At 48.3% G+C, this 19,378-nt stretch carries 15 protein-coding genes; 9 read left to right on the top strand and 6 right to left on the bottom strand.

The genetic code is table 11. The annotated features are described in order from the left end of the window. Positions 1-216 precede the first annotated feature (216 nt). The 3 genes from tal (at position 217) to ACXAGX_RS05680 (ending at position 3,296) form a co-directional block, all read left to right on the top strand. Complete coding sequence (gene tal, locus ACXAGX_RS05690) at positions 217-1,176, top strand: transaldolase (RefSeq protein ID WP_474837132.1); 960 nt, start codon at positions 217-219, stop codon at positions 1,174-1,176. Between the two features lie 61 nt (positions 1,177-1,237). Further along, positions 1,238-2,887: a glucose-6-phosphate isomerase gene (pgi, locus tag ACXAGX_RS05685; RefSeq protein WP_474837131.1), complete on the top strand. Its 1,650-nt coding sequence runs from the start codon at positions 1,238-1,240 to the stop codon at positions 2,885-2,887. Between the two features lie 232 nt (positions 2,888-3,119). Next, positions 3,120-3,296: a DUF3545 family protein gene (locus tag ACXAGX_RS05680; RefSeq protein WP_083272968.1), complete on the top strand. Its 177-nt coding sequence runs from the start codon at positions 3,120-3,122 to the stop codon at positions 3,294-3,296. Positions 3,297-3,360: 64 nt separating this feature from the next. Here ACXAGX_RS05680 and ung read toward each other — a convergent pair whose 3' ends face one another. The 4 genes from ung to thrA are packed head-to-tail and all read right to left on the bottom strand — an operon-like array spanning position 3,361 to position 8,746. Further along, a complete protein-coding gene (gene ung, locus ACXAGX_RS05675) occupies positions 3,361-4,017 on the bottom strand; it encodes a uracil-DNA glycosylase (protein ID WP_474837130.1) in 657 nt (218 codons plus the stop codon). After that, complete coding sequence (gene thrC / locus ACXAGX_RS05670; RefSeq protein ID WP_474837128.1) at positions 4,014-5,297, bottom strand: threonine synthase; 1,284 nt, start codon at positions 5,295-5,297, stop codon at positions 4,014-4,016. The genes ung and thrC overlap by 4 nt, the downstream gene beginning before the upstream one ends. Positions 5,298-5,308: 11 nt before the next feature. Continuing rightward, positions 5,309-6,265, bottom strand: a complete 957-nt coding sequence (thrB, locus tag ACXAGX_RS05665; protein ID WP_474837126.1) for a homoserine kinase — start codon at positions 6,263-6,265, stop codon at positions 5,309-5,311. Positions 6,266-6,280: 15 nt separating this feature from the next. Beyond that, positions 6,281-8,746: a bifunctional aspartate kinase/homoserine dehydrogenase I gene (gene thrA / locus ACXAGX_RS05660; RefSeq protein ID WP_474837124.1), complete on the bottom strand. Its 2,466-nt coding sequence runs from the start codon at positions 8,744-8,746 to the stop codon at positions 6,281-6,283. Positions 8,747-9,318: 572 nt separating this feature from the next. Between thrA and ACXAGX_RS05655 the strand changes: the two genes are divergently transcribed. After that, complete coding sequence (locus ACXAGX_RS05655; RefSeq protein WP_474837122.1) at positions 9,319-11,052, top strand: alpha-amylase family glycosyl hydrolase; 1,734 nt, start codon at positions 9,319-9,321, stop codon at positions 11,050-11,052. Between the two features lie 19 nt (positions 11,053-11,071). Here ACXAGX_RS05655 and ACXAGX_RS05650 read toward each other — a convergent pair whose 3' ends face one another. After that, positions 11,072-12,097, bottom strand: a complete 1,026-nt coding sequence (locus ACXAGX_RS05650) for a Gfo/Idh/MocA family protein (protein ID WP_474837120.1) — start codon at positions 12,095-12,097, stop codon at positions 11,072-11,074. Positions 12,098-12,525: 428 nt separating this feature from the next. On the opposite strand from ACXAGX_RS05650, the gene betI reads away from it, so the two are divergent. The 5 genes from betI to ACXAGX_RS05625 are packed head-to-tail and all read left to right on the top strand — an operon-like array spanning position 12,526 to position 18,241. Further along, positions 12,526-13,107 carry a transcriptional regulator BetI gene (gene betI, locus ACXAGX_RS05645; protein WP_474837118.1) on the top strand — a complete coding sequence of 194 codons (582 nt, stop codon included), beginning with the start codon at positions 12,526-12,528 and terminating at the stop codon, positions 13,105-13,107. 14 nt (positions 13,108-13,121) lie between these two features. Then, complete coding sequence (gene betB / locus ACXAGX_RS05640; protein ID WP_474837116.1) at positions 13,122-14,585, top strand: betaine-aldehyde dehydrogenase; 1,464 nt, start codon at positions 13,122-13,124, stop codon at positions 14,583-14,585. Between the two features lie 13 nt (positions 14,586-14,598). Further along, positions 14,599-16,260 (top strand): choline dehydrogenase, encoded by a 1,662-nt coding sequence (gene betA / locus ACXAGX_RS05635; RefSeq protein WP_474837115.1) that lies wholly within the window; start codon positions 14,599-14,601, stop codon positions 16,258-16,260. 49 nt (positions 16,261-16,309) lie between these two features. After that, on the top strand, positions 16,310-17,527 hold the full coding sequence (locus ACXAGX_RS05630) for a BCCT family transporter (RefSeq protein ID WP_474821026.1): 1,218 nt from the start codon (positions 16,310-16,312) through the stop codon (positions 17,525-17,527). Next, the gene (locus ACXAGX_RS05625; protein ID WP_474837113.1) at positions 17,528-18,241 is read left to right on the top strand and encodes a TorF family putative porin; all 714 of its coding nucleotides are present in this window, start codon (positions 17,528-17,530) and stop codon (positions 18,239-18,241) included. A gap of 77 nt (positions 18,242-18,318) precedes the next feature. Here the strand turns inward: ACXAGX_RS05625 and ACXAGX_RS05620 are convergent, their stop codons facing one another. Further along, on the bottom strand, positions 18,319-19,185 hold the full coding sequence (locus ACXAGX_RS05620; protein WP_474821018.1) for a hypothetical protein: 867 nt from the start codon (positions 19,183-19,185) through the stop codon (positions 18,319-18,321). Positions 19,186-19,378: the final 193 nt, after the last annotated feature.

Below are 19,378 nucleotides of genomic sequence, written 5' to 3'. Positions count from 1 at the left end.
TTCTTCGTTTTAGCCGTACATTTTCATCCATTACGGTGTTATTTATAGCGCCAGTCTGTTATAAATTTACTAAATTCGATCTGGTTTAATCTTCCGGACATACAAACTCTACATTTGGGTTGATTTAGTTATTCACAACCCCAGAATTCTACCAGCGGGTTTGCACAACGCAGCCGGCTGTTCGTTTTATTTAAAACATCTATTCAGAGAGCAATGATGAGCAATCAATTAGACGCGCTGCGCGAAATTACCACGGTTGTTGCCGATACAGGTGACATTGAAGCGATCAAAAAATACGAGCCGGTAGACGCTACCACCAACCCTTCACTGCTGCTTAAAGCGGCGGGTATTCCAGAGTACGCTGGTTATATCGACGATGCGGTAGCCTGGGCGAAACTGCAATCTCAAGATCCTGCGCAACAATTAACTGATGCGTCTGACAAACTGGCCGTCACCATTGGTAAAGAAATTTCAGGTGTTATTCCAGGTCGCATTTCTACAGAAGTTGATGCACGTTTGTCTTTCGACACCGGCGCCACCATCGCCAAGGCTGAGCGCCTGGTTGAGCTGTACAACGATGAAGGCATCGACAAATCTAAAATCCTGATTAAAATCGCCTCTACCTGGGAAGGTATCAAGGCCGCTGAAATTCTTGAGCAGAAAGGTATTCAGTGTAACCTGACACTACTGTTCAGCTTTGCCCAAGCCCGTGCTTGTGCCGAGGCAGGTGTGTACCTGATTTCCCCGTTTGTAGGCCGTATTCTCGACTGGTACAAAGCCAACACAGACAAGAAAGAATACACCGCAGACGAAGATCCTGGTGTAGTTTCCGTAACCCGCATTTACAACTACTACAAAGAGCATGGTTACAGCACCGTGGTGATGGGTGCGAGTTTCCGTAACATCGGTGAAATTCAGGCTCTGGCCGGCTGCGACCGTTTAACTATCAGCCCGAATCTGCTGGAAGAACTGAAAAACAACACTGACGAACTGCCAGTGAAACTGAAAGATAATGGCGCAACCGCTACACCAGGCGCGAAACTTGACGAAGTTGGTTTCCGTTGGGACATGAACGAAGACGCCATGGCAACCCAGAAACTGGCTGAAGGTATCCGTAATTTTGCGGCAGACCAGGAAAAACTGGAGACCATGCTGAAAGAAAAGCTTGGTCAGTAATTGCCTTGGAGGCCTGTTAATCGAGTAACAGGCCTTTTTACTATTCGGAATTGGAAATACGATGACAGATTTTACTCAACAGCCAGCCTGGGAGAAGCTTTCTGGACTGGCTAAAAGCATCAGCGACACGCACATGCGTGACTGGTTTAATAGCGACCCATCACGGGCAGATAAAATGCAGGTTGAAGCCTGCGGCCTGTTTGTTGACTACTCAAAGAACCGCGTGACGGATGAAGTGCTAAGCGAACTATTCACTCTGGCAAAGGCCCAGGGCGTAGAAGCCCACCGTGAGGCAATGTTTAGCGGTGAAGCCATTAACAGTACCGAAGGCCGTGCCGTGTTGCATACCGCTTTACGTAACTTTAGTGGCAAGCCAGTCGTGGTTGATGGCGAAGATGTGATGCCTGAAGTTCTGGCAACATTGGATAAAATTGAAGCCTTCACAGCCTCTATTCATTCGGGCGAGCATAAGGGTTATACCGGGAAAGCCATTAAGCAAATCGTTGCCATTGGCATAGGCGGCTCATTCCTTGGCCCCAAAATCATGACCGAGGCACTCAAGCCGTATACGTGTGACGCGGTGAAAGTGCACTTTGTTGCCAACGTTGATGGCTGTCACATTCACGATGTGCTTGCCAGTGTCGATCACGAAGAAACCCTCGTCGTGATGTCTTCTAAGTCATTCTCGACGCAGGAAACCTTGCAAAATACGTTAACTGCCAAAGCCTGGTTCTTAGGTGAAGGTGGTAAGCAAGAAGATATCGCGAAACATTTCGTTGCGGTGTCCTCTAATGTTAAAGCCGCGACAGAATTTGGTATTGCCGAAGAAAATATCTTCCCAATGTGGGATTGGGTAGGTGGTCGTTATTCACTTTGGTCTGCTATTGGTTTGCCTATCTCACTGGCACTGGGTTTTGAAAACTTCAAAGGCCTGCTGGAAGGTGCACACGAAATGGACAAACATTTCTGCACTGCACCATTCGAGAGCAACTTACCGGTTATCCTGGCGGTGCTTGGCGTGTGGTATCGCAATTTCTTCGATGCACAATCTCATGTAATGCTGCCCTACTATCATTACTTGCGCGGCTTGCCTGCATATGTGCAGCAGCTCGATATGGAAAGTAATGGTAAGCAGGTCACACTAGAAGGTAACGTTGTTGACTGGCAAACCGGTCCGATTATCTGGGGTAGCGAAGGCACCAATGGCCAGCACAGCTTCCACCAGCTCATCCACCAGGGCACCTCTGTGATCCCCGCAGACTTTATGCTGCCGCTGAATGTACCGAATCAGAACGACACGCATCATGCTATGTTGGCGTCTAACTGCTTCGGTCAAACTCAGGCACTGATGCAAGGTAAAACCTTTGATGAGTGTTTCGCCGATTTAGAAGGCAAAGGGCTTTCAGAAGAAGCGCGCAGCGCACTGGCACAACACAAAACCATGCCGGGCAACAAACCGAGCAACACTATTTTGTTTGAAAAGCTCGATCCGCAAACACTTGGCGCACTCGTTGCAATGTATGAGCATAAGGTATTTGTCCAGGGCGTTATCTGGCAGGTGAACTCCTTTGACCAATGGGGCGTTGAGCTTGGCAAAGTACTCGGTAATCAGGTACTTGCTGGCATCCAGGGTGAAGTAGAAAGCGATACGTTTGATGCATCAACCCAGCAACTTATTAGTCGATTCAGAAACGCCAATGCACCAACTTAAGGAAAGTTAAGCTGGGTTAAACCAGACATGGTGCATCTGACAAACGGCCGGTTTTTACTGGCCGTTTTCATTGGGCAAATCCACACGATGTCATATAACCGTCACAATTTGTTAATAAAAAGTAAACTTTTTCATTTTATTATCGTGTCGACTGTGATACAAAAGTAGTCAGAAGGATGAAAAAACATTCAATTCTGGCACTGATGTTAGTGGTGTATAAAAGGAGATCCCAGTGGATAAGTCAGATCTGTTTGCAATGTTAAATATTGAAGAAACTCCGGCTAAAACTAAAAGCAAGAAAAGAAAGTGGAGAGAAATCGAAGCTCTGCAGGACCGATTCAAACTGGAAAAGGAACTGGCAGAAATCGATTACGGGTTTGAGTACGAACTGGAAACCATGGAAAGATAAAACGAAAACGGCCACCTGGAAACAGGTGGCCGTTTTGCTTTATTAGACCAGGGTAGAGGTTTAGTTAAACCTGCCATGTTATGGGTGTTTTCTGGTGTTGCTTTAGCCACGTATTTGCCTGGCTAAAATGCTGACACCCGAAAAAGCCACGACGAGCGGAAAGTGGTGACGGATGCGGTGATGTCAGTACCAGATGGCGCTGACTGTCGATATTCGCCCCTTTTTTCTGCGCGTGGCTGCCCCACAAAAGAAATACCACGCCGTCGGTGTGATGATTTACTGCGTCTATAACGGCATCAGTAAATGTCTCCCAACCGAATTTGGCGTGACTGTTTGCATTCGCCTCTTCCACGGTAAGCACCGTGTTAAGAAGCAACACACCCTGCTCTGCCCAGCTTGTCAGATTTCCATGCTGCGGGATGCTGAATCCGTCGATATCAGTCGCCAGCTCTTTGTAGATATTCCGCAATGAAGGCGGAATTTTAACGCCGTCCTGTACCGAGAAACTCAGACCATGTGCCTGACCGGCACCGTGGTAAGGATCTTGCCCCAAGATCACCACTTTCACGTCATCCAGCGGTGTCATGGCAAAGGCATTGAATACATCTTGCTCGGGTGGATAAACCGTTTTCTCCTGCCGGGCCTTATCCACCTTCGCCATCAGTTCGACAAAGTAAGGCTTAGCCTTTTCGGGGCTAAGCACTTCGTGCCATGAACTCATTTTAAAATAGAGAACATGTGCGCTTTCAGCGCCTCGTAGTCAGCAGGTAGTGGCACCGCCTGACTTTCTTTGCTTGAGCAGTCTACCAGTGCCTGAGGCAGGCTTAACGGTGAACCCAGAACGTTTTCCACGGTTTCGCGAAATTTAGCCGGGTGCGCGGTTCCCAGGAACACGCCATATTCACTGTCACTCAGATCGTGGCTTACAGCACGATAAGCGATAGCGGCATGTGGTTCGCTGGTGTAACCCTGCTGCGCCAACTGACGCATGGCAATTTGCGTGTATTCTTCATCAACACATTCGCCGCGCAGGCAGTCTTTATCCAGGTATCCGCGCTCAATAAGCGCTTCAATACGTGGCCAGTTGTTTGGCTGGCTAACGTCCATGGCGTTAGACATGGTTGCGACGGTAGGATTTGGCGCCCACTCACCGGTTTTCAGGTAACGGGGAACCGTATCATTGAGGTTTGTTGCAGCCACAAAACGCTTAATTGGCAGACCCATAGACTTGGCAATCATACCCGCTGTCAGGTTACCAAAGTTGCCGCTAGGTACGGAGAATACCAGCTCTTCACGCTGCTCAGGCGTTAATTGGCTTACGGCTTCAAAGTAGTAGCAAACCTGTGCCAGCAGACGGCTGATATTGATTGAGTTGGCAGAGTTAAGGTGCAGACCTTCGCGTACATCCGGATCGTCAAACGCGTTTTTAACCATCGCCTGACAGGCATCGAAATCACTCTCGATAGCAACCGTATGAATGTTATCACCCAACGTAGTAAACAGTTTTTCCTGCAACTGACTGATTTTACCTTTCGGGAACAGGATGACCACGTTGATGTTAGGAATACCGTGGAAAGCATGGGCAACCGCTGCACCCGTGTCACCCGAGGTTGCAGTAAGGATAGTAATTGGCTCGCCATTACTGATACGAGACAACACTTGTGCCATGAAACGGCCACCAAAATCTTTAAACGCCAGTGTCGGGCCGTGGAACAATTCCAGCGTTGCCACTTTATCGTTTACACTGACAACCGGGGCCGGAAACGTGAAAGCCGCTTCAACGATTTCCTGCAGCGTGCCCTCGCCCAGCTCATCGCCGATAAGGGAAGTGAGCACTTCAACGCTGCGCTCTACAAACGGTTTTTCCAGCAGTGCGTCAATGTTTTCCAGTTTAGGAATGCTGGTAGGAAAATACAGGCCCTGATTCTGACCCAGACCACGTTTTACAGCTTCAGAAAATGATGCTGTATCAGATGCTACTTTTAAATTTACTAATTCCACTTGGGATACCTTTATTCTTTCACTTGCTGTTCTACCGCGCCTTTATCAGGAATGCGGCAAACGTGGCTGAAGCCATCTTCGTTTTGTACATAATTAGCCTGAAGCCACTCGCGAATTGCCTCAGCTTTATCTGCGTCGTCACACACGGCAAACACGGTAGGACCAGAGCCAGAAATACCAAATGCCAGGCCGCCGTTTTCCATGCTGAACGCACGGGCATCATCAAACCCCGGCAGTAACGATTTACGATAGGGTTCTGCAATAACATCCTGCATTACGCTGGCAGCTAAATCGGTATCGCCAGCATGCAAGGCATGCACAAACACACCCAACTGACGACCAAAGGTTAACGTATCAGCCATGGCCACTTCTTTTGGCAGAATATTTCGGGCTGCCGACGTAGACACACTAATTCCAGAGTAACATACCACCCAATACCAGCTTTTCACGGTTGGCAACTGTACGGTAACTTTCGCATCATTGCCGGTCATCAGCGTTAAGCCGCCTAAATAGCATGGCGCCACATTGTCATAGTGAATACTGCCGCTGATCTGCCCTTCCAGTTCGCCCATCATCAACAGTAGCCCGTTTTCATCAAACGGGTAGTCGAAATGTGCGTTCAATGCATGGAAAGCAGCAACAATGGAACTGGCACTGGAGCCGAGTCCACTGCCGATAGGAAGGTTTTTATGTAGCGTCATCGCCACATGATGGGTTTCTTCGCCCGCTTTCACCATTTCTTCAAAGAAATGTGCGTAGCAAAGTGTCACGATATTATTGTCAGCACCTGGCGGTAATTTGTGGGCAAAAGCGCCGGTACAAGTCAGCCTGAATTCGGCAGCATCGCTGACTTCCACCACATCGCCAAGTTCTGTGCCGTCCACAGGTGCCAGCGCGGCACCCAGAACGTCAAAACCCAGACTAACATTGCCAATTGAGGCAGGCGCGTAAGCGCGGGTTGTTTTCATACTACTATCCTTTAATTACAGCGCCATTTGTTTCCACGGCATGGTACGCAGGATATCTGCAAATACCCCCGCCGCTGTTACCGTACCACCGGCACCATAACCACGAATTACATAAGGAATTGGCTGATAATAATCACTGCTAATAGCCAGCGCGTTCTCGCCGTCTTTCACTGCCGCCAATGGATGAGACAATGGTACCGCCTGAATGGTTACTCGGCACTTGTCACCATTGATGCTACCGATATAGCGAAGCACGCTATCATCTGCTTTGGCGGCATCAACACGCTTTCCGAACTCCGCATCCAATTCTGGTAACTGCTGCATGAACTCATCAATAGAGGCGCCCTCAGCAAAACCCGCAGGCAGTACAGATTCAATTTCGATATCTGACAACTCAAGCGCAAGACCAGCTTCACGAGCCATAATAAGCAGTTTACGGGCAACGTCCATACCACTTAAGTCGTCACGTGGGTCTGGCTCAGTGTAACCATTCGATTTCGCTGCCGTGGTGGCTTCAGACAGGCTCATGCCTTCTTCCAGCTTTCCGAATACATACGACAAGCTACCAGACAAAATACCTTCAAACTGGTGCAGTACGTCACCGGCTGCAAACAGTTTTTGCAGGTTATCGATAACCGGCAAACCGGCACCTACCGTTGTTTCATACAGGTACTGACGGTTGGTGTTCTGTGCCGTGCGACGCAGCTTTTTATAGTAAGCCATGGTGTCGGTGTTGGCTTTCTTGTTTGGTGTCACCACGTGGAAGCCCTGCTCCATCATGTCGACATACTGTGTTGCCACTGCTTCATGACTGGTACAGTCAACAATCACTGGGTTTACCAGGCTGTTATCGTTAGCAAACTGGTGCAGACGGTCTACGCTCAGCGTTTCGGATGACTCAGCCAGCAGTGATTTCCAGTCGCAAGCCACATCAATGCCGTTGCTGTCGAGCAGCAATTTACGGCTGTTAGCAATACCGTACACGCGCAGTTGAATGTTACGTTTAAGCAACGCGGGTTGCTGACGGGCGATCTGACCCAGTAACTCTGTACCCACATTACCGCAGCCAACCAGGAATACGTCGATGGTGTGACGATCTGAGAAGAAATTCTGGTGGATCACGCGAACGGCTTTTTTCGCCTTTTTCGCTTCGATCACGGTGGAAATAGAACGTTCAGACGAGCCCTGCGCGATAGCAACGTTATTTACCCGAGCCTGCGACAACGCAGCGAAGAAGCGGGCCGCCAAACCTTTGGTGTGGCGCATACCGTCGCCCACGAGCGTAACAATGGCCAGGTCGTGACGGACTTCAATTTGATCAAGCAGCTGGTTTTGTAGCTCAAGAGTAAAGGCATCTTCCAGCAGGTGCTGGGCACGTACGGCATCTTTTTCCTGGATACAGAAGCTAATGCTGTACTCAGAGCTGGACTGCGTGATGAGACTAATGGAAATATTCGCATTGCTCATTACTTCAAATACGCGACTCGCCATGCCAACCATGCCCTTCAAGCCAGGGCCAGCTACATTAAACATGGTCACATTATCAAGCTGGGAAATACCTTTTACGGAGGTCCAGATTTCACTTTTTTCATTGCTGATGAGCGTACCCGGTGCCGCTGGGTTTAAAGTATTTTTGATAAGACAAGGAATGTGGTGCTGAGCGATGGGGCCAATGGTCTTAGGATGCAGTACTTTCGCGCCGAAGTAAGACAGTTCCATGGCTTCCTGATACGTCAATTTATCAAGCAGTACCGCGCCTTCAACCTGATTCGGATCGGCGTTATATACGCCGTCTACGTCAGTCCAGATTTCGCAGCACGATGCATCGATACACGCTGCCAAAATCGCTGCAGAATAGTCAGAACCGTTACGGCCCAGCGTTACTTTTTCGCGATCATCATTGGCTGCAACAAACCCTGGCATAACCAGGAACACGCTACCGTCGCTAACCACTTCACTAAAGCGGGCCTTACTTAATGCCACATCGGCGATGCTGTCAAGGTACTCGCCATTTGCCAGTACGTAATCAACCGGGTCGATAAGCTGATTGGCTACACCTTTGCTTTCAAGAATACCCCCAAACATAGACACACTGATGTATTCGCCAAGGCTGAGAATTTCTGCCGCCACTGAATCTGGCGCAGTCCCCAGTAAACGAATACCTTCAAGTTGCTGTTTTAAGATGCCTAAACGGCTGGCAATAAAAGTAGAAACCTTTTCAAAAGGGAAACCAGTAAGGGTTTCATCGAGTTCTTTAGCGATACCGTTTACCAGCTCATCCAGCTTGGTGAACAACGGGTTGAAATCTTCGCCGGCAGCGGCCTGATCGCAAAGCAGCGACAGCGCGTTAGTGACGCCCTTCGGGGCAGAGAGCACTACGGCTGCGCCCTCGGTTTGGTGGGCGGTCATACAAATCTCGGTAACGCGAAGATAACGTTTTGCGTCGGCCAGAGAAGATCCACCAAACTTTAAGACTTTCATGTAATGCTCCTTTCGGTTTTATTTTGCTACATCAACGCTTAATTGCGTAAAAAAAAACCCGCTCCTTGTTGGGGGGCGGGCTTTCGATGTCTGTTTGCTTATGCGCACTAGCCAGCGACCGCCCTCAACGAGGTGGTAATAATCATCATGCCGGTGGTGCTAATAATTGTTTTCATAGCGACAATTTGCCGTATAGACGTCTAACTGTCAACCGCGATTTTGCTTTTTCTGGGTAAAACACCGCCAAATCAGAAAATTTAGTCCTAATAAGCGCGCAAAACTGACATGCCATATTGCAATATGGCAAAACAATCATCCTAAGCAAACCTCACTCACCGGGAAGTTTTTGCTTTGCGTGCCGGTAAATTTTGCCCGTAACAATATTCCCATCAGCTTCCTCCCAATCGACACATTCACAGCTACTCTAAAAAAGTAAAACAAAATCAGTTGGTTTCACGCCGTAATTAAAAGCCTATCAATAAAACACAAACGCCATTTTGCGGCATCTTCTTTGCTCTGCGAGTGATAGTAGTTAATCACTTCCTTTATTACCTTCTTTTCGGAGCCTATCGATGTCTTCATTTAACGGATTACTCGGCGTTTCACCTGTAACGAAAGGCTACCAGTTTGCGGTTTGGGCCCCCAACGCAAAAGCGGTGGCAGTAACAGGTACTTTTAATGGCTGGAACGATAACGGAACGGCACTGAACGCAACCAACGGTGGCGTGTGGTATGGCTGTATCGATAATGCAGAAAACGGCCAGGAATATAAATTCATTATTACAACGCGACAGGATGAGCGGCTGGTAAAGAATGATCCACGGGCGCGCAAGTTAACGAATAGTGTGGGCAATAGCGTTATCTACGACGATGACTTTCCTTGGGAGCATTCCCCGTTTAAAGCCCCTCCCATCCATGAACGGGTAATTTACGAAATGCACATTGGCACCTTTAATAAACCGAAGGACGGCCACGGCACTTTCGCAACGGCTATCGAAAAGTTACCCGAACTAAAAAAACTGGGCATCAATATTATTGAGCTGATGCCGGTTAATGAGTTTGCCGGCGACATTAGCTGGGGATACAACCCGGCTTATCCTTACGCTGTAGAAGAAGCCTATGGCGGCCCGGACGGTTTGAAAGAATTTATTGATGCCGCCCATGGGCTGGGCATGGGTGTCGTACTCGATGTTGTGTATAACCACCTTGGTCCCAGTGATCTGGATATTTGGCAGTTTGATGGCTGGCAGGAAAATGATAAAGGCGGCATTTATTTTTACAACGACTACCGTAGCACCACCCCCTGGGGCGACACACGCCCCGACTACGGCCGTCAGGAAGTGCGTGACTATCTCACCGACAACGCTTTAATGTGGGTGGATGAGTTTCATGCCGATGGCCTGCGTATGGACATGGTGCCCTATATGCGCAGCGTGTCTGGTGCCGATAATGGCGAGGATGATATTCCGGAAGCCTACGATTTGATCCGAACCATAAACCAACAAGTCCACCAGGCGCATCCAGATAAGATGACCATTGCTGAAGACTTACACTCCCACGAATACATCACCAACCCGGTTGAAGAAGGGGGTTGCGGTTACACTTCTCAATGGGCCGCTGGCTTTGTTCATCCTATCCGTGATGCACTGACAAAAACGGAAGACAGTCATGTCGATTTAAATACGGTCGCCTCTTCGGTGACAAATGTGATCAGCAACAACCCGTTCGCCCGGGTGGTTTACACCGAATCCCACGATGAAGTGGCAAACGGACAGTCGCGGCTGGTTGAAGAAGTTGCGCCCGGCAATGTAGACGATAATTACTTCGCTCGTCAAAAAGGTATTCTGGCTGGCGTACTGGTACTGACGTCCGTCGGCGTGCCCATGTTGTTCCAGGGGCAGGATTTCAAAGAATCCGGCTGGTTCGACGATAACCACGATATTGAATGGGACCGCAAAGAGCGCTTTAAAGAGTTTGCTGAAGCCTTCGCTGCACTGGTGGCACTGCGCACCAATAGTGACGGTAAAAGCGCCGCCCTGACCGGCGGTTCCGCGGAAGTCATTCACAAAGATGACGGGCAGAAAGTGCTGGGGTATAAGCGTACGAACGGACTTGATGACAAGTCAATTTATGTGTTTATTAACCTTTCCGGGGCTGATGTCGATGAATACCGGCTCAACGGCTTACCTTCAGATGCCAAATGTTTGTTCAGCTGGCAGGACGGGATCACCACTGACTCGTTTTCAGTTAACGACAACCTTATTCACATGACGCCTTACTCGGCTTTTATATTTTCCGGCCACTAAGGTGGTACAGGTAGTGAAGTTATAACTTCACTGCCTGATTCGTTCCGGCGCTTTCATAAGCGGCTTCCATTACCTCAATGGCAGCAATAGCATCTGCTGGTGTAACCGGTGGTTTATCACCATTTTCTACTGCCAGGGCAAACTGAGAATAGTAGTCGTGGTAATTCCCCTGCTCGCAGCGAATGTGGGTTTTACCTTCAGCAGTAGCTAAAACCGTCCAACGCGATTTCTCTTCTATGCCCCACTTTTCGGGATTATCTTTCGGCCGGTCTCCGGCAAAAATTGCTGCCGCCTGAACGTCGGTAGAATTAGAGTAATAACTGCCGAACTCTCCATAAACAATAAACTCTTTGGCTACCTGATAATTCAGTTTAGACGCTGAGACATGGGAAGTAATCCCGCTCGTGTGTTTGAGTGTAAGACAGTAACTTACGTTGGTAAGCCCCTCCGGATACATCTGATTATCAAGACTGGCATAAACAGATTCTACCGGGCCAAGTAAATGCAATACCTGATCGATTTGATGAGAACCAAGATCACGCAACAGCCCGCCCTCAGGGCCTTTCTCCAGAGTCCCCTGATCATCCAGATCAAAGCGGGTATGAAGCCGGGATAGTTCGCCTAAAACACCGCTATCCAGCGTCTTTTTCAGAGTGAGCACATCTGTATCAAACCGTCTGTTATGAAAAACGCCCAGTACGACGCCTTTTTCCTGCGCCTTTTCCTCTAGAATCCTGGCGTGCTTTACATCAGGCGCAAATGGCTTGTCCGCTACTACATGCAGCCCCGCATCGAGCGCTTCGAGTACCAGCGACTGACGCGTAGCTGGCGGTGTGGTAATTGTTACTGCATCCACTGAACCAGAGGCAATCATGTCCGTAAGGCTGCTATAAACAGGCAATTCAGGAAAATCCGCCTTAACTTTAGCAATAGTTTCCGGTGCTCTGGCCACTACTGCAGCCAGCGTTACCCCTTTCGCTGCTTCGATAAACGGTGCATGAAAATGTTGTCCGCCAGTACCGTAGCCTACTAATCCTATGCGCATAAATTCCTTAAAGCGTGGCCAGTAAATTGAGCATTAACAATACAGTAACGAAAAATACATTTCAATTTAAAATAAAATGAAAAATAAATTTAGCAACTGGTCTTTTTCAACTCCTGTCGACTATTAATATTCCTCTGCCTGGGCGACACATTTGAAACTGATTCACTAATAAAAATAGCCTAACCCCATCATCAATCAGTACAAAAAGCAACCAACACCAGCAACTAAAGATATAAATTCAAATTATTTAAGACACGATTTAAAACAGTCCCAATTAAAAAAATACCATTAAACTTCAATTATTTGAAATCAGAATAATCAAAGAGATTTGCTGCAGCACCCTGAGATCAGCAACAAAAAGACACTTGATAGATTCAACTCAAATCATTAAGCTTTATTTTAATTGAACGGTCAATCAACAAAAAATTATGCCTAAAGTCGGAATGAAACCCATACGAAAGCAGCAGCTCATTGAAGCCACGTTGGCTTCAATTGATGAGTTTGGTCTGTACCACACAACCATTACTACTATTAGTAAAAAAGCGGGCTTATCGTCTGGGATCATTAATCACTATTTTGGTGGTAAGCAGCAGTTAATCGAAGCCACTGTGCGTCATTTACTGGACAAGCTAAATCATGTTCTGGTCGAAAAAACGGCTGGGCAAACCTTGTCTCCGGTTGAGCGCCTTAATCTGATTGTTGAAAGTAACTTCAGTGTGTTTCAACGCTCAGAGCCTGCTACTAAAGCCTGGTTAAGTTTTTGGGAACAGTCGCTGCACGTGCCTGAACTGGCGCGACTACAGCACATCAACAACCAACGTTTGTTGAGCAACTTACGGTTCTCCTTCCGACAACTCATGCCAAAAGATCAGGCTATCGAAGCGGCTCAGGCAACCGCAGCAATGATTGACGGTTTTTGGCTGCGCAGTGCACTGAGTCAGGAATCGAATCCTGACTTTGAGGCAAGTGAGCGCCTTTGTAAGCAATTTATTGCAAAACTAATTTCTTAATTTCGGAGCATTTAATGTCGTTACCCCGCTACCAGAATTTCGTACATGGTAAATACCTGGCCAATAGCACAGGTGAAACCTTTGATGTCATTAACCCCGCCACCGGTGAAGTGGCCTATCAAATGGAAAAAGCTTGTGATGATGTCAGACAAGCGGCAATGAAAAGCGCCCAGGAAGGCTTTGCTGTTTGGAAAAAAATGTCAGGAATGGAGCGCAGCCGCATTTTGTTGAAAGCGGTTGCCTTGTTGCGTGAACGCAATGACGAGCTGGCAAAAATTGAAGTTCTGGATACCGGTAAAGCCTGGCAGGAAGCGTCGGTAGTTGATGTGGTAACCGGTGCAGATAGCATCGAGTTCTTTGCTGGCCTTGCGCCTTCCATCGAAGGTAATCAACAAGATTTAGGCGGCGACTTCTACTACACCCGTCAGGAACCCCTTGGGATTTGTGCCGGTATCGGTGCCTGGAACTATCCGCTGCAAATTGCCTGCTGGAAATCTGCACCGGCATTAGCCTGCGGAAATGCGATGATTTTTAAACCTTCTGAAGAAACTCCGCTGGGCGCACTCAAGCTGGCAGAGATCTTCATTGAAGCGGGTGTACCCGCAGGTGTGTTCAACGTAGTTCAGGGCGACGGTGAAGTGGGAGCCTGGCTAACCGCGCACCCTGAAATTGCCAAAGTATCGTTCACTGGCGAAGTGGGTACAGGTAAAAAAGTCATGGCGAGCTCTGCTTCTTCACTGAAAGACGTCACCATGGAGTTGGGCGGCAAATCGCCACTCATCATTTTTGATGATGTGGATGTAGACAATGCGGTTTCTGCCGCCATGCTCGCGAACTTTTACACCCAAGGCGAAGTGTGTACCAACGGTACCCGGGTTTTCGTACATAAGCGTGTTTATGCCGAGTTCATGGAAAAACTCAAGCAACGCACTGAACAGAACATCGTTGCCGGCGATCCGATGGACCCTGCGACGAATCTGGGAGCATTGATCTCTGAGAAGCACCGTAACCTGGTGATGGATTATATCCAGAGAGGTAAAGATGAAGGCGCGACGCTGGTAACCGGTGGTCACGCACTTAAACCGGCATCTGCGCCAAACGGTTATTTTGTTGCACCAACCATTTTCACTGACTGCACCGACGATATGACCATCGTGAAGGAAGAGATTTTCGGTCCGGTGATGTCGGTATTAACCTTCGACGACGAAGACGAAGTAATCGCCCGGGCGAATAACACACACCTTGGTCTCGCAGCAGGTGTTTTCACCAAAGACATTACCCGTGCACACCGCGTTATTCATCAGATGGAAGCCGGTATTTGCTGGATTAACAGCTACGGTGCATCACCCGCTGAAATGCCGGTTGGCGGCTATAAGCAGTCGGGTATCGGTCGCGAAAATGGGTTGAAAACCCTGTATCACTACACCCAGACCAAAGCGGTTTACATCGGCATGTCTGATGTAGAAAGCCCGTTTTAATCTAGGAGGTCTGATGCAGAAGTTTGATTATATTATTGTCGGTGCCGGTTCAGCAGGTTGCGTATTAGCCAACCGTCTTACTGAAAGCGGCGACCACAACGTATTGCTCATTGAGAATGGGGGGAGTGATAAAAGCATCTTTATTCAGATGCCTACTGCCCTGTCTATTCCAATGAACACGACAAAGTACGCCTGGCAGTTTGAAACCGAGCCAGAGCCTCATTTGGACAATCGCAAAATGCACTGCCCCCGTGGTCGTGTGCTCGGCGGCTCTTCGTCGATTAATGGCATGGTGTATGTGCGTGGTCATGCCAAAGATTTCGATGAATGGGAACGACACGGTGCCACCGACTGGAGCTATGCGCACTGTTTGCCATATTTCAAAAAAGCGGAAAGTTGGGCGTTTGGTGGCGACGAGTATCGTGGCGGCAAAGGCCCCTTAGCCACTAATAACGGCAATAACATGGAGAATCCGCTTTATTCTGCTTTTATCGAAGCGGGCGTTGAAGCGGGATATTTCGAAACCAAAGATTATAACGGCGCTTTGCAGGAAGGCTTCGGCCCCATGCATATGACGGTAAAAGACGGCGTACGCTGGTCGGCATCGAATGCGTATCTTCGTCCTGCCATGGGACGCAGTAATCTTACTGTTATTACTCATGCCCTGGTTGAGAAAGTCCTTATCGACGATAAAGTCGCAAAAGGGGTTCGGTTAACCCGTAATGGCAACACGGAAGAGTACTTTGCTAATGAAGTGATTTTATCGGCGGGTTCAGTAGGCTCCCCTCACCTGCTGCAACTATCGGGTGTGGGCGACGCTAACACCCTTAAGGCGGCAGGCATTGAGGTTAAACATGCGCTTCCGGGCGTGGGCCAGAACCTGCAGGATCACCTAGAGTTTTACTTCCAGTTCCGCTGCAACAAGCCCATTACGCTGAACGGCAAGCTGGACTGGTGGAGCAAGTTAAAAATTGGTGTTCGCTGGATCCTCACAAAGAAGGGGCTGGGTGCAACCAATCACTTTGAATCCTGCGGCTTTATTCGCTCTAAAGCCGGCGTTGAATGGCCTGATTTGCAGTATCACTTCCTGCCTGCAGCCATGCGTTACGACGGTAAGAGTGCAGTGAAAGGACATGGTTTCCAGGTTCACATTGGCCATAACAAGCCAAAAAGTCGCGGCCATATTAAGGTGACATCGGCCGATCCAACCGTGCCACCAGAGATCCTGTTCAACTACTTAGCTGAAGAGGAAGACCGCGAAGGCTTCCGTGATTGCGTAAAACTAACACGGGAAATCATTGGCCAGGATGCGTTATCTGCGTATCGCGGTGAAGAGATCCAACCGGGTAAACACGTACAAACCGACGAAGAAATTGATGCCTTTGTGCGTCAGAACGTTGAAAGTGCTTATCACCCTTCGTGCTCATGCAAAATGGGCACAGACGATATGGCCGTAGTGGATCCGCAAACGCGGGTACACGGCGTGAAAGGCTTGCGGGTAGTGGATTCCTCCATCTTCCCCACCATTCCCAACGGCAACCTCAATTCGCCGACAATTATGGTTGCAGAGCGAGCCGCAGATTTAATTCTGGGCAAATCTGCATTACCACCGGCGACCGATACACCCGTTCTGATGGAACAGGACTGGCAGACTAAGCAGCGAGCTAACTCGTAAGGGTTACTCGCCAGTTTACGCTCGAACAGCATTTAACTTGGGAGAAATTATGACCACCTGGTTATCCGCCGGGCTGATATTCACGTACGCGTCTATCGCCTTTATCCTGTTGAAATGGGGCCGCATCCGCTGTGTCGGTGTTACCCCAGTTCGCACATTAACGTTTATCGCTATTTTGTTTACCTCTGGGCTCGATGTGGGCCTGATCATGTTCCCGCTGACTGAATTTGCCGGTTACGCCGATACGGCTGTGAGCCCGGAATACAGTTTTGCCAACCCGTTAGCCATAGAGTTCGGGTTCTGGGGTTTCCTGATTTGGAGTTTCTACTTCCTTACCTGTTTCTATTTTTGCGTGATTGAACCGCGGGTGAAGTTTTTCGAAATTTCCTGGGTAAAGTTCATCAATAACGTGGTGATCATTGGTACCTGTGCCTTCACTGCTTATTTATTGCTGGCAAATTTGCCCTGGTATTTGCCTTCACTGGAAGACACCAGCGTGGGAACGGGTATTTTTTATCTTATTGTTCTGGCTGTAATTAGCGGGGCGGTATATTCCAGTACCAGCTTGAAATACGTTCGTATTTTAAGTTTGTCGACCACCTGGTTATTCATCGGCCTTATCGCGCTGATGTGGGCAGGCGCCTTCTTAGGTGACAACGGCTCTGTAGGTGCGTTTATTAATACCACTGCCATGATGGGTGACTACTTTGGCAACATCGAACAGTTTTTGCTGCCGCTGAACGATTATCACGAATTTTACCTGTTTTGGTGGTTTGCCTGGAGCATCATGATTGGTCAGTTTACCTCCCGTTTCGTGGGTGGTTTACGTACCTATCAGGTTCTGGCGGCAATGTTGATATTCCCGTCAATCCCCATCGCGACATGGTTCTCCGTACTATACTTCTATCACGATAACGGGTTGAACACTGGCGGCTTATATAACCTGGCCATGGCTTTTGTGGGCATCACATTTGTGTTGAATTCATTGGATTCACTGGTGCGTCTGTACACCGACAACCTGAATATCACTGTGGCCCGTTTTGGCAAAGCCAAATACATCATCGGCAACGTGGTGGTATTGAGTTTACTTACCATGCTGTTCCAGCTGGATTTCCTGAAAATCCAGTGGGTGGGCGCGTTAGTGATTGGCTTGTTCTTCATTTGTGCCGGTTACATGGCTGTCACTAAAGCAAGAAAAGTCAGCAATATCGAAGCTTCACCAAAAGAAAACAAAATTGATTTCACTAAAATAGAGACGCTTAATTAAATGAAAAAAGCAGTATTAATTAAATCACTATTACCGTTGGCAGCGACCAGTCTATTGGTAGCCGCTGATGCCCATGCCGATTGGTCTGGCACCGTTTCGCTAAATTCAGACTACACCTTCAATGGTGTGAGCCAAACACAGAACAACCCAGCTCTGCAGGGCAGCATAGACTACAGCGCCGACAATGGCTGGTATGCGGGCACCTGGGGTTCTAACATTGACTATGCCGGTGACGAAACCAAACTGGAGTGGGACGGCTACACAGGTTATTACCAGGCGCTGACCGACAGCCTGAGTCTGGATACCGGTATTGCTTATTACACTTACCACGGCGCCGACTACAGCAGCGACTACAATTACCCGGAAGTCTACGCCAGCTTTAATCACGGCAATAAACTGGGGAATACAGAGCTCAACTTCTGGTATAGCTGGGATTATTTCGGATTGGGTGGTGGACACTCAATTATTATGCTGGCCCATTCTTTTGAAGTGGCACCGGGTCACACCATTCGCATTAGTGGAGACCGCTCAAACAGCCATGATGAACAAGCATGGAGCTGGGACGGCGATAACGACTATTATCACTGGCGACTGGCTTACCTGACTTCTTATCAGGGGTTTGATTTTTCCTTGGCGGCAGAAGATACCACCATGGATCTCGACAGAGCAGATGCCCGCATTGTGGCGTCAGTGAGCAGAACTTTCAGTTTCTGAGCATTTATCTGAATATTGGCGGTGCGTGCACCGCCATCTATTAACTTGTTATTCGAGCTAAACAAACTTCCTTAAGATCACTTCCCGACTGCATACACCTTTTCACGATTGTACCGCATCACAAATGGCATCAGAGTCAGGGGTAGCTGATATCCCGTTTCCTTAAACCACCTGTCATCATAATTAATCTGCTGATGAGCACTGGCGTTGAGGCGCATAGGATTGCCAAATAAAACATGGTGTTCTGAGTGATGTATATCACGTTCTTGATCAGCGGGTTCTAAGCCGCATTTTTCGAAGGTGCGGGCCAGCGTATTTCGCACATCAAAGCAAAACGCTTCATACCCGATTTGCTGATAGGAAAGGCCAGATCGAATCAGATTTGCTTCCCGCTTTCTATTTCGAGTATACCAGCGAACCATCTGGTACCAGTAATGCCCTTTTGCTTTTTTAAATCCTTTACGGTTCTCAAGGCGAGCGAGTCGGGTTTGCGAAACAGCAAATGAGCGCACATCCCTGAGCAGAAAAATCACCTGTGGATCGGCATTTTTAAGTTCGCTCAGCAAAGAAATATGATCTTCCCCCTTCGAGGTATCAACGATTCCCAAGTCTGCAAACTGCTCGCGGAAGGTATCAAGAACAATTTGATATCCTGCACGAATATCGGCTTTATCCGGCTTACCAGTATGTTTCTGTTGTTGCTTCACCCGGCTAAGTGCAACACGCCAGAAGCTGCATTCAGAAGCATGCGCTCCACAGCTGCAACGTTGTGCGGGATCGTCCAGCCAGAAATCAGGCTGTTCACGCAGTACCTGATAGATTTCTCCTAAAGAAACCAGTTGCCAGTGACAGGCCAGCGCCATTGAAAGCACAGTTGAACCCGAATGAGACTGACTGGTGATCGAGATGATTTTTTGCGTGGAGGGGGTCGATATTTGATTCATAAATGCTTTTCTACGAAATAAAAGTACGTCGAGTCAGCATTTATTCTGCAACGGGAATGCGTTACAGAGTTAAGCTTTACTGAAAATTTACGTCAAAAATTCTTAATTAATAATCATCGTTAGTCAGCTATAACGCAAGGCAAAAAAAGCCGGCGGACACTTCACTGAACCGCTGGCTTTTTTTGTAAGTTTA

The organism is Alteromonas sp. ABV4_515, from assembly GCF_056160345.1.
This window is presented reverse-complemented; position numbering and strand designations above follow the sequence as displayed.